Source organism: Streptomyces sp. a15 (assembly GCF_059026085.1).
In genome coordinates this window covers 188,411-198,888 of sequence record NZ_JBWLKM010000006.1, presented here as the reverse complement: position 1 = coordinate 198,888, position 10,478 = coordinate 188,411, and the positions used below count along the sequence as shown (strand labels likewise).

At 67.1% G+C, this 10,478-nt stretch carries 10 protein-coding genes and 3 tRNA genes; 8 read left to right on the top strand and 5 right to left on the bottom strand.

Going from position 1 to position 10,478, the window contains the following annotated elements; all coding sequences use genetic code 11:
* Positions 1 to 64 precede the first annotated feature (64 nt).
* Both AC5P09_RS09900 and AC5P09_RS09895 read right to left on the bottom strand, forming a co-directional pair.
* Positions 65 to 1,519 carry an FGGY family carbohydrate kinase gene (locus tag AC5P09_RS09900; RefSeq protein ID WP_493873473.1) on the bottom strand — a complete coding sequence of 485 codons (1,455 nt, stop codon included), beginning with the start codon at positions 1,517 to 1,519 and terminating at the stop codon, positions 65 to 67.
* A gap of 118 nt (positions 1,520 to 1,637) precedes the next feature.
* A complete protein-coding gene (locus AC5P09_RS09895; RefSeq protein WP_266439867.1) occupies positions 1,638 to 1,943 on the bottom strand; it encodes a YtxH domain-containing protein in 306 nt (101 codons plus the stop codon).
* 159 nt (positions 1,944 to 2,102) lie between these two features.
* On the opposite strand from AC5P09_RS09895, the gene AC5P09_RS09890 reads away from it, so the two are divergent.
* The 3 genes from AC5P09_RS09890 (at position 2,103) to AC5P09_RS09880 (ending at position 2,506) form a co-directional block, all read left to right on the top strand.
* Positions 2,103 to 2,175 (top strand) — tRNA-Asn (locus tag AC5P09_RS09890).
* 6 nt (positions 2,176 to 2,181) lie between these two features.
* Positions 2,182 to 2,254, top strand: a tRNA-Asn gene (locus AC5P09_RS09885).
* Between the two features lie 178 nt (positions 2,255 to 2,432).
* Positions 2,433 to 2,506 (top strand) — tRNA-Ile (locus tag AC5P09_RS09880).
* Between the two features lie 127 nt (positions 2,507 to 2,633).
* On the opposite strand, the gene AC5P09_RS09875 is transcribed toward AC5P09_RS09880, so the two are convergent.
* Positions 2,634 to 4,217: a site-specific integrase gene (locus AC5P09_RS09875; protein ID WP_493873472.1), complete on the bottom strand. Its 1,584-nt coding sequence runs from the start codon at positions 4,215 to 4,217 to the stop codon at positions 2,634 to 2,636.
* Positions 4,218 to 4,706: 489 nt separating this feature from the next.
* Between AC5P09_RS09875 and AC5P09_RS09870 the strand changes: the two genes are divergently transcribed.
* Positions 4,707 to 5,666 carry a recombinase family protein gene (locus AC5P09_RS09870; RefSeq protein ID WP_493873471.1) on the top strand — a complete coding sequence of 320 codons (960 nt, stop codon included), beginning with the start codon at positions 4,707 to 4,709 and terminating at the stop codon, positions 5,664 to 5,666.
* Here the strand turns inward: AC5P09_RS09870 and AC5P09_RS09865 are convergent.
* Positions 5,655 to 6,425 (bottom strand): hypothetical protein, encoded by a 771-nt coding sequence (locus AC5P09_RS09865; RefSeq protein WP_493873470.1) that lies wholly within the window; start codon positions 6,423 to 6,425, stop codon positions 5,655 to 5,657. The two genes, AC5P09_RS09870 and AC5P09_RS09865, sit on opposite strands and share 12 nt — an antisense overlap.
* 5 nt (positions 6,426 to 6,430) lie before the next feature.
* On the bottom strand, positions 6,431 to 6,958 hold the full coding sequence (locus tag AC5P09_RS09860; protein ID WP_493873469.1) for a hypothetical protein: 528 nt from the start codon (positions 6,956 to 6,958) through the stop codon (positions 6,431 to 6,433).
* A gap of 336 nt (positions 6,959 to 7,294) precedes the next feature.
* Here AC5P09_RS09860 and AC5P09_RS09855 point away from each other — a divergent pair, with 336 nt between their 5' ends.
* The 4 genes from AC5P09_RS09855 (at position 7,295) to AC5P09_RS09840 (ending at position 10,104) form a co-directional block, all read left to right on the top strand.
* A complete protein-coding gene (locus tag AC5P09_RS09855) occupies positions 7,295 to 7,465 on the top strand; it encodes a hypothetical protein (protein ID WP_493873468.1) in 171 nt (56 codons plus the stop codon).
* 163 nt (positions 7,466 to 7,628) lie between these two features.
* Positions 7,629 to 8,798, top strand: coding sequence for a ParB/RepB/Spo0J family partition protein (locus AC5P09_RS09850; RefSeq protein WP_493873467.1), 1,170 nt, complete (start codon positions 7,629 to 7,631; stop codon positions 8,796 to 8,798).
* A 60-nt stretch (positions 8,799 to 8,858) separates the two neighbouring features.
* Positions 8,859 to 9,176, top strand: a complete 318-nt coding sequence (locus AC5P09_RS09845; protein WP_493873466.1) for a hypothetical protein — start codon at positions 8,859 to 8,861, stop codon at positions 9,174 to 9,176.
* A 10-nt stretch (positions 9,177 to 9,186) separates the two neighbouring features.
* Complete coding sequence (locus tag AC5P09_RS09840; protein ID WP_493873465.1) at positions 9,187 to 10,104, top strand: methyltransferase; 918 nt, start codon at positions 9,187 to 9,189, stop codon at positions 10,102 to 10,104.
* The last annotated feature ends 374 nt before the right edge of the window (positions 10,105 to 10,478 follow it).

Sequence of the window (10,478 nt, the reverse complement as noted above, 5' to 3'; positions counted from 1 at the left end):
GCAGTGCTTCGTACGGCCTTCCGGGCCCGGCTCATACCGGAGTCTTACGTTCCTACGACCGTTCCTACGACCGGAACGCCCCCGGATGCGTCTGCTCCCGCACCGACACGAACTGCTGCCGCACGGCCTGTCCCACCGCCAGCTCGTCACCGGGATCCAGGACCTGCGCCGCCGCCCCCTGCCAGGCCGGCGGGGTACGCGGGTCCAGGGTCCCCTGCGACACCCCCAGCGCCCAGGCGGCCTGCCGGGCCGCGCCGATCGCCGCGTAGTCCGCCGGCTGCGGTACGACGACCTGCGCGCCGAACAGCGCGGGCGCCGAGGCCTGCACGGCGGACAGCTCGGCCGCCGCCCCCAGCAGGAAGACCCGCCGCACCTCCACACCCCGGCCGCGCATCACGTCGAGCGCGTCCGCGAGCCCGCACAGCATGCCCTCGAACGCGGCCCGCGCCAGATGCTCCGGCTTCATCGACTCGCGCCGCAGACCCGCCAGCGTCCCGGCGGTGTGCGGCAGATTCGGCGTCCGCTCACCCTCCAGATAGGGCAGCAGCACCAGCCCGTGCGCCCCCGGCGTCGACTTCATCGCCAGGTCGGACAGGCTCTCCAGATCGGCGAGCCCCAGCATCTCGGCGGCCCCGCGCAACGTCCGTACGGCGTTCAGCGTGGTGACGACCGGCAGGTGCATGCCGGTGGCGTCCGCCAAAGACGTGATCATCCCGCTCTGGTCGACCAGCGCGTCGGGATGCACGGCCATCACGGACCCGGAAGCCCCGAGCGACACCACCGCATCCCCCAGGCCGAGCCCCAGCCCGAAGGCGGCGGCCATCGTCTCGCCGGTCCCGGCGGAGATCAGCAGCCCCTCCGGAGTCGTACCGGCCGCGTCGGAGGGCCCGATCACCTCGGGCAGCATGACCTGGTGACCGAGCGCCAGCTCGACGAGATCGGACCGGTAGGCGCCGGTGGCGGCCGACCAGTACCCGGTCCCGGAAGCCCCACCGCGATCGGTGGTCCGTCTCACCGGGCGCCCGAGCAGCTGCCACACCAGCCAGTCGTGGGCCTGCAGCAGGACGGCGGTGCGCTGGGCGGCCTCGGGTTCGGTCCTGGCGAGCCAGCGCAGCTTGGCCACCGGCTGCGCGGCCTGCGGCACACTGCCGACCGCCTGCGCCCACGCCTCGCGCCCGCCGAGCGCGTCGACCAGATCGGCCGCCGCGACCTGCGCCCGCTTGTCCGCGCCGGCCATCGCCGGCCGCACCGTGTTGCCCTGGGAGTCCAGCGGCACCACCGCGTTCTGCTGCGCGGACACGCCGATGGCCTGCACGCCCTCCAGCAGCCCGCCGCCGGCGGCTTCACCGAGGGACAGCAGCCAGGCCTGCGGATCGACATCGGAAGGCCGCGAACCGCCGTCGGCGTTCTCCAACGGATGCGGTGCGTAGCCCTGCCTGAGCACGGCACCCGTGTCAGAGTCACAGACGACGATACGAGTGAAATCGGGCGAACTGTCCAACCCGGCGACTATCCCCATGGCCAAAATTCTGCCGTACCGCCGCACCGGTTGCGGCCATGGGCGCCGCAGGGGTACGTGCGGATGGTCGGGCGAGGGCACGTTGTGGCTGGTCGCGCGCCCCCGCACACAGGTGCTGTCAGGTGTTGCTCGTGCCCCAGTCGTCCTCTGCTGTGCCGTTGGTGTTGCGTTCGCGCAGGGAGCGGACCCGCTGGGCCACCGAGTCCGGGACCCGGTCGCCGACCCTCTCGCTCACCACGTGGTACGCCTTGCCCGCGTACTGACGGCCCTGCTGCGCCGCCGTCTCCGCGGTGTTGCGGACGGCGGGGTTCTGCGCGACCTGGCGTGCGGACTTCTTCAGTTGCTCGTAGCGCTCGCGTCCGGCCTTCGTGCCCAGCACGTAACCCAGAGCGAGTCCGACGACGAACGTGAGCCGGTAGCGCATGGCGGCCACCCTTCCCTCGTGTAGGTCTCCGGTGCGGCATCGGTGCCAGGGGGGAACCGATTGGCGGAGCACCCCCCTGCTTGCGCTAATGTATGTGTCGCAGCGACCGCCCGCCCCCTGGCGAATACCCAGGGAGCCACGTTCGATGCAACGAGGCAATCCTCCGTAGCTCAATTGGCAGAGCAGCCGGCTGTTAACCGGCAGGTTACTGGTTCGAGTCCAGTCGGGGGAGCTTCGATCTTCCGTAGCTCAATTGGCAGAGCAGCCGGCTGTTAACCGGCAGGTTACTGGTTCGAGTCCAGTCGGGAGAGCATGCTGAAAGAGGACCCCGTAGGGGTCCTTTTTCATGTCCCGGGGAACCGGGCATGGCGCGGCCGCAGTCCTCGTGCTCGTGGACTGCGTGCGAAGCCGACCACCCGAAGCAGGAGATCGTATGAGCGGCTATGCTGCGGCAGACGGCGCGCACACATGTACGCGACACGCCGCTATGGGGCGGTAGCTCAGCCGGTTAGAGCAGCGGACTCATAATCCGTCGGCCGTGGGTTCGAGTCCCACCCGCCCCACTCTTCGCTACGCGAGGAGAAACCTTCTGACCAGCAACTTAGCTGGGGGGCTGGGCGACTTGAGGGATCTTGGCGGCTCTAGTGGATCAAGGAATCATGATCCAGGGGCCAGCCAGGGGCCAGAGGGTCACGCCGCCTGCGCGGGGCCCTCTTCAGGGGCCGAATCCTCCGCCTCGGGGGTTGCCGTGGAGTCCTCAGAGGTCTCAGCCCCGTCTTGGTCCTTCTTCTTGGGGCTGGCCTTGCGCTCGGCGCGGGGCACCGTGGCGATGGTCGACTCCGCCTCGGCGGTCATCAGCTGGGGCAGGACGCTGGTGTACGTGTCCGACGTGATCTGACGGGAACTGTGGCCCAGTCGCTCCTGCACCACCTTGATGTCGTTCTTCGCGAGTAGCGACAGAGTGGCGGAGATATGGCGCAGATCATGAAGGCGGACGGGTGGAAGCCCGGACAGCTCGACCAGCCTCTTGAAGCGCCGACTGATCCAGTCCGGGTGGTACGGCTCGCCGTTCTCCTGGGTGAAGACCCGGTCCGACTCGGTCCAAGCCTGCGCACCGGACCACTGCGTGCGTTCCTTCTCCTGGGTGATCCGCCATTCGCGAAGCACCTCCACCGACTCTGCGCTCATGGAGATCGTGCGGACGCTGTCGGCTTTCGGGGGTTCGCCGTACAGCAGGTACGCGACTTCGACGATCTGAGCAGAGACGCGGAGCCAGCGGCTCGTCAGGTGCACCTCCGGCCACGGCAGGGCGCACATCTCACCGCGTCGTGGGCCGAGGAAGATGAAGGTGTGCCAAAGGGGGTAGAGCCGGTCGTCGCTCACGAAGTCGAGGAACTGGCCCGTTTGCTCCGGGGTCCAGACCATGACGGGGCCTGGCTTCTCGCCCGTCCGTCTCCACTGTTCGACCCGCTCTGGTGTCCACACCAGTGGCTTGGGCCGTTTGGCTGCTGGAAGTTCGACGAGCTGGGCCCAGTTGGTTGAGTACTCGCCTCGCCTGATGCCGATGCCCAGGAATGAGCTAAGGGTGGCGTTGATCCGGTGCATCGTCGCGGCGCTGGTGATCTTCCGCTTGCCTTTGCGACCCTCCCGCAGCGCGGCGTTGGCATCCAGGTAGGCACGGCGTGCGACACGGCGCTCCTCCTTCTTGCCCGCGGCGCGCACCCAGGTCGTGTAGGCGGCGTCCCGAGCTTCCTGCAGTTCGACCACCTTGGCGTGGTGGAGCAGCCGCTCGGCGTTCTGACGCTCAATCGCGTCGTACATGGCCTCGATGTGGCGCAGCCTGAGGTCGCGCCGCTTGACGTGACCGAGGTGCGGTTCGAGGTAGAGGTCGATGTGCTCCTCGTAGCCGTGGCGCGTGGTACGGGCCAGGCTCCTCTTACGCTTGAGCCAGGACCGCAGGTCTTCACCGACGGTGGTATCGCTGAGCACGTCGGTCCCGCCGAAAGCTTCGCGGTACACCTCGGCGGCCTTCTCCTTCGCCGCGTCCTTGGTCGCGAACCCGCCCCGCCGCGCGCGTTGCCGCTTGCCCCCCTCTCCGGGATCTACGTCGAAGGCGAAGTACCACGTCCCGTGGCCCTTGCTCGTGAGCTTGGGGCAGGACTGGCCGATGTCCTTCATCTTCCGTGAACCGTCGGTCTTGAATATGGGCTCCCCCTCGTCGTCCGTCGCCGGCGCCTTGCACTGGCAGCGTTTGAAGTAGCTGATGTCTGACACGCTTCTCCCCGCGTCGTGGCATGTGGATCTTTTGTGCCGGTCCTTGTCGAACCAATGCCTATCTTGCCCCAACACTCCAGTGTTGGCGTATCCTTATGGCACGTTGGCGTGGGGGAGAACGCGACAACGGGAATGACAACGAAGGACGCATCTGTAGCTACGGACGCCGGGGTCAGTTCGATGACCTTGGAGGAACTACTCGCGCTGCCGCCCACCGTGAACGTTGCGACGGCTGCGCGAGCACTCGGGATCGGCACGCACAAGGCTTACAACTTGATCAAGGAGGGGTCTTTCCCCGTGCAGACGCTCCCCCTGGGCGGCACGGTGAGAGTCCCCACTGCTGCACTCTGGCAAGTACTCGGGGTGACGCCATTGGTGCAGTGATCTGTGTAGCCCTGAGTCTGTCGGTCTCGCTGGGCCATAGCTCGACATATGCCGTGGCCTAGGATCAGGCGGCTACGGGCGCACGAGACGAGAACGGACCACCGCATGCCACGGCTCTACGGTTTCGATGACGCCTCACGTCGTCGGCTACGTGACGACGAAGTGGACCCGCTCCGCCAGATGGTGAGCCGGGCGCTGAGCAATCAGTCCAACCAGGACGTTGCAGTATGGGCGAACGGCGAGGGCTACCGGGGAACGCTCGGCGGGGAGTGGAAGGACGCGTCGGTCGGACGGCTGTTCCGCAACCCGGCGATCGCCGGACTGCGCTACGACGATGACGGCGAACTCGTCGACGCGGGTCACCCCGGAGTTATCACGCGCGAAGAGTTCGAGGCTCTTCTAGAGCGGGAGAAGGCTCGCAGTACGAAGGATGCAGAGCCCGCGTACGACTACCTCCTGACTGGCGGGGGCAGCACGTGCGGCAAGTGCACACAGGATCTCGGGGGCGCCCGTACCAATTCGGGTACGCCCGGATACCGCTGCCGCCCGAAGGACAAGAACGGGCACGGTGGCTGCGGTGAGGTCCGGATCGATGCCGAGCTGTTGGAGAACCACGTCGGAGAATACGTCGTGGCGGAACTCCTCAAGCCCGGCATCCGAGCCTCGATCGCCAAGGCCCAGGCCGCCGTGCGCAAGCAGGTTGAGGACCTCACGCGGGACATCAGGGATCTGGAGGGCCGCCAGTCGGAGCTTGGGAGGCTCTACGGCAACCGCGAGATCAGCAGCGAGGCACTGGTAGCCGGGGAGCGCGAGATCGCGGTCAACCTCAAGGACATCCGTCCGCGCCTTCGCTACGCGGAGCAGATGGCGAACTTCTCACTCGGCCATGCCAAGGACCTGGTCAAGTGGTGGAACAGCGCACCCACCGCGTCGAAGCGAGCCATCACGTTGCTTCTCTTGGAGAAGATCGAGGTGTTCCCCGCGAGCGCCCGCGGCGTCCGGACAATCGAGCCGGGACGAGTCGTCCTTCACTGGCGCAAGCTGTCCAGCATGTCAGGTGGCTGAGGCCGCCACCCGCGATGCGAGCCGCCTGCCTACCATCGCCATGGTCAGCCCCGTGATCAGCGAGATCACGGCGAGCCCGGCCAGGAGCGGGGAAGCGATCTCCTCGTACCGCAGCGGCCACGGATGGCCCAGATAGTGGGTCACCAGGTATGACCCCTTGCTGGCGGCGTAGGCCACTCCGAGGAGCGCGGAGATCGCCGACAGGGCGAGGCCGCGAGCCGTCCAAGCGTGTCCTGCGCGCCGGGCAACGAGAGTCATCCCGGTGCACAGGAACGCGATCTCGCCGCAGGTGATCGCCACGTACGCCAGATAGACCAGGAGGTAGACGGTGACGCCTGGCACCGTGGCGAACTCGGTCGTGAACTCCACTGTCTCGTCGGTGGTGCCGACGAACAGGGGCAGCATCGCCGCGAGGACGCATACCCCGAAGGCGACACGTGCGTACAGGCTGGCCTTCAACACCTCGTGGTTGTAGGACCAGTCCACGAGCATCAGCTGAAGGCTGCCGCACCATACGACTGCGCAGATGTGCGCCCCGAGCTTCGCGGCGTTGTTCATGCCGGTAGCAGACTCGATCACGTCCTCTATCGCCGGAACGGCGAGGGTGACGCCCACCGTGCAGATGCCGATGGCCACGGCTCGGGTGAAACGGGCTACGCGGTAGTCGATTCGGTCACGCTGACGCCAGGCTTCCCGAGCAGAGAGCACGGTGCCCACCAGGCCGATCAGAGCGCATAAGCCGAAGACTATGCCGTCCATTTGGTTCAGGTTCCTTCCAGGTCTGAGACGGCGCGCTCGGCTGCTTCGGTGAAGCTGAGACGCCTCCGCCTGCCGGGCCGCGGTGGTTCCGCGGCTGGGGGAGGAGGCTCGGGCACTTCCGGGACATTGAGATCGCTGTGTCCGTGTCGCAGACGGATCTCACGGGCGGCCTCCAGAAGTTCGGCAGCCCCGGCTTCGCCCAGGTCGTGGATGAGTCGAAGTGCCTCGCGTGCGTCTTGATACTCCTCGTAGACCGATAGGGACGTCAGTCCGTTGTAACCGGGGAGTAGGTAAGCTACCGGACAGTCGAATGCCCTTGCGAGTCCGGCCAGTTGGGCGCTCGACGGGTTCGCCTTGACCCCGTTCAGGAGGTCGTTCACGACCTGGTGGGTCATCGCCGGCTTGCCGCCGGGGGTCTCGGCCGTGGCGGCGGCGATGACGCGCGTGCTGGGTGTCTTCCCATCCGCGCCGCGCTTCCTGCTGAGCAGTACGGCGAGTTTGCTGGAGAGGGGAGTGTCCGGGCCGAGCGGCATTGTGCTGGCTACTCCTCGTGATGCGGGCAGGCCCGACCTGGCGGTGGACGGTGGACGTGTGCGCACTCAGTATCGCTGCGGGGCGGCAGTGGCTGCTGATGCAGTGCAATGTCTATGTTGGTTGACAATAGGTAACGCTCGAAGCAAGATCTATAACGTAAAGCGTAGTAAGCGCGTGCTCGGCATGCGGGGGTGCCACCCCACTTCGCCTCCTACGGTGCAGGATCGCGACAGGCGCCCACATGGACCTCGATGTGTGCCGCTAACTCGCTTGTGTGGGGATCTAAGTGGGCGGTTCGTTACGGGGCGGGACGCTGTAATGCCAGGAGGATGCGGGTGGGGATCGAGCTGGATCGAGTGCTGGCCCGACTGGAGGAGTCGGGTGGCACGGGGAACGTCGTTCTGGATGACGAGGCGGCGCTCGGCTTGCTTGGGGCTCTGGCGGTCGTCGATCCGAAGCGGGTCGGCTATAACGTGGAGCGCGTGAGTGGTGCTACTGCAAGTTGACCTATGCGAGTAGTCGAGAGCGGGCCCAGCAAGGGGCCCGCTCCCACGCGTCTGACCTGCAAAAACTCCTCGAAAATTGTGGACCTCCCCCGTGAATGCATATAGAATAGAACCAGAAGGAAGGGGGAAAGAAGAAGCCCCCACCGACCTCTTGGAGATCAAAATGTCGCACAAGTACGCCGCCCTGAAGATGCGTCAGATCCACCGCAACCCGAACCAGCCCCGCAAGACCTTCGACGAGGACGCGCTGAACGAGCTGGCCGAGTCGATCAAGGAGCACGGCCTGCTCCAGCCGATCGTCGTCCGGAAGGTGGCGGAGGGCTATGAGCTCGTGGCCGGCGAGCGCCGCTTCCGCGCCAACGAACTCGCGGACAACATCACCATCGAGGCGAAGATCTTGCTGCCCGAGGGTGAGACCGAGATCAGCGACATGGACTCCTTCAAGAAGGCGATGGCCGAGAACCTGAACCGCGAGGACATGCTCCCGCTGGAGGAGGCGCGCGGCTTCAAGAAGGTCCTGGACGAGGAGGAGGGCGCCACGCCCGCGAGTGTCGCCAAGGCGTTCTCCAAGTCGGTCCAGTTCGTCAACCAGCGTCTGGCCCTGCTCGCTCTGCGCCCCGAGATTCAGGCGGCCGTCGACCTCGGGCACATCGGCACTCAGGCGGCGGTCCAGATCGCCGCGCTCTCGAAGGACAACCAGAAGGCGGTCTTCCAGGACTGGAAGAAGGGCGACAAGAACGACAACCAGCTCGTCCACATCGCCTACGCCATGCGCAAGCAGGAGAAGGCGGCCAAGCAGGACTCCATGGTCGACGTCGAAGAGATGACGCCCGAGGAGAAGGCCGAGCGGAGTCGCGCGCAGGCCAAGACCAAGAGCGACCTCGACGCCATCGAGGGGATGTGGGCGCTGCTGGACAGCATCGGTAAGGCGGACCCCATGGAGCTGGCCCGCACCCTGGCTGGGGAGGTCGGCAAGCGGCTTGAGCAGATGGACCGGGTCGCGGACGTCGTGCAGAAGGCCCGCTTCCAGCTCCGTCAGGCGAAGGCGCACGCCGACGCCAGCGAGATCATGGTCAACCCCGCCGCCGCAGCGCCCAACCTGGTGGCCGAGGCCGACGCAGTGCTCGCCCAGGTGGACCCGGCTGCGGGCGACACCGAGCCGGAGACTCGGGCCGAGCCCGCCCCGGAGCCTGAGGCCGCCCCGGCCGCCGACGCAGACGCGGGGACCGAGGCCGCCCCGGCCGCCGACGTGGAGCCCGAGAGCCCGGCGGAGCCGGAGGAGGACGACACCGAGGCCGAGGCGGTGGCCGAGCCGGTCGCCGTCGCAGCCTGACCCGTCCGTCCCGGGGCGGCCCCCAGTGGGCCGCCCCCTTCTCTATGGAGCCCCACAGCGATGAACGACATCCGGACCATGCGCAACATCAACCACAACCTGTTCGACGTGCCGGCCTCGGCCAACGCCCTTGAGGAGTACGACTCCGAGGTGGCCAAACTCGTCCGCGAGGCTGCGGCGCACCTGTTCAAGGCCCGCCGTGACAATGACGGGGCCGCCCTGAACGAGGCATACAACCTCACCTTGATCGCCGCCTCCGACCTCATGAAGGGTGCCGGTAGTTCGGTGTACGTGCGCACTCACCTCATGGTCACGGCCCGTCTAGTCGAGCTGGAAGCGGCACTGCTCGCCGCCACGGCCAAGACCGCCAGCGAGTGAGGACGCGACCGTGAAGATAGATACCGACGTTCTCAAGGTCATCCGCTCCGCCACAGTCGACGGTCTGACGCTCCGTCTCAACGGCACGCTCGACCGGAAACTGTACGACCGGGTCAACCTGGCCCTTCAGGCGGTCGGCGGCACCTGGAACCGCTACCAGCGTGCCCACATCTTCCCCTTCGCCGCGGCCGACGCCATCGCCGGACTGCTAGCCACGGGCGAGGTGATCACCGACGTCGACCGAGGATACTTCCCCACACCTGCGCCCCTTGTCGAACAGCTCCTGGACCTGGCGGAACTCGAAGCCGGTTGCGAGGTGTTGGAGCCGTCGGCCGGACGCGGCGCCATCGCCAAGGCCGCAGCTGCCCGCGGTGCCGTTGTCGACTGCATCGAACTCGACACCGCTCGCGCCGAGCACATCCGCGCCGGCGACTACGCCCGCGAGGTCACGGCCGCCGACTTCTTTAGCGTGAAGGTGCAGCGCCGCTACCAGCGGGTCATCATGAACCCGCCGTTCGCTGACCGGCAGGACATCCGGCACGTCCAGCGGGCGTTGCGCTTCGTCCAGCCGGGCGGTCTAGTCGTGGCGGTCATGTACGGCAGCCTCCCCTACCGGAGCGACCGCAAGGCCAAGGACTTCCGGGCGCGGGTTCAGGAGGCGCGAGGGACGATCACGGAACTGCCCGACGACGCATTCCCGATCGGTGTGTCCACGGTGGTCGCCGTCATCCCGGTCCGAGAGCCCACGCCGCCCTCTCAGTTCAACCCCCAGGCGCCCAGGCCGGAGGACTTCACTGCAAAGCCCACAGCGACCCAGCAGGGGCTGTTCTTCACGGATGCGCCGACAGCCCACGGCACAGCGCCCCTCGACGGATTCGAGTACGGGGTTGCACCATGGCAAGGAATAGATCCCAACACTGCTGCGTGATACGGTCTATCTCGTTGGTGGGGGCGGCCTCAGCGAAGGAACCGGCTCACCAACGTGCCGTGGCATGCGGCACTCCCCTTCGGTGCCTGGCGGGTGGCCAATCCCCCGCGCCCTACCCGCCAGGCACCGGCCCCGCGCCCGAGCGGAGCCGCCGGAGCGCCGCCAAGATCCACGATCACGACCGGACCCGCCCCCGCTTCACGCCGAGGGCGGGTCCCCGCGCACTCAGGAGCGCCATGAACACAGAGGACTTCGCCGGACACCCAGAAGATCGCGAGCTGTACCAACGTCTCCTCGTCGAGCGGGACGGGACACCGATCAGGGCTCTCGCTGAACGTGACCCTGGCCTCGAAGTATCAGGAGACCCGGATCCA

Bases quoted from the DNA above. Each gene is read 5' to 3' on its own strand.
- AC5P09_RS09895 (WP_266439867.1), bottom strand. From the start codon at position 1,943: ATGCGCTACCGGCTCACGTTCGTCGTCGGACTCGCTCTGGGTTACGTG.
- AC5P09_RS09865 (WP_493873470.1), bottom strand. From the start codon at position 6,425: ATGGACGGCATAGTCTTCGGCTTATGCGCTCTGATCGGCCTGGTGGGC.
- AC5P09_RS09860 (WP_493873469.1), bottom strand. From the start codon at position 6,958: ATGCCGCTCGGCCCGGACACTCCCCTCTCCAGCAAACTCGCCGTACTG.
- AC5P09_RS09900 (WP_493873473.1), bottom strand. From the start codon at position 1,519: ATGGGGATAGTCGCCGGGTTGGACAGTTCGCCCGATTTCACTCGTATC.
- AC5P09_RS09845 (WP_493873466.1), top strand. From the start codon at position 8,859: ATGAACGACATCCGGACCATGCGCAACATCAACCACAACCTGTTCGAC.
- AC5P09_RS09850 (WP_493873467.1), top strand. From the start codon at position 7,629: ATGTCGCACAAGTACGCCGCCCTGAAGATGCGTCAGATCCACCGCAAC.
- AC5P09_RS09870 (WP_493873471.1), top strand. From the start codon at position 4,707: ATGCCACGGCTCTACGGTTTCGATGACGCCTCACGTCGTCGGCTACGT.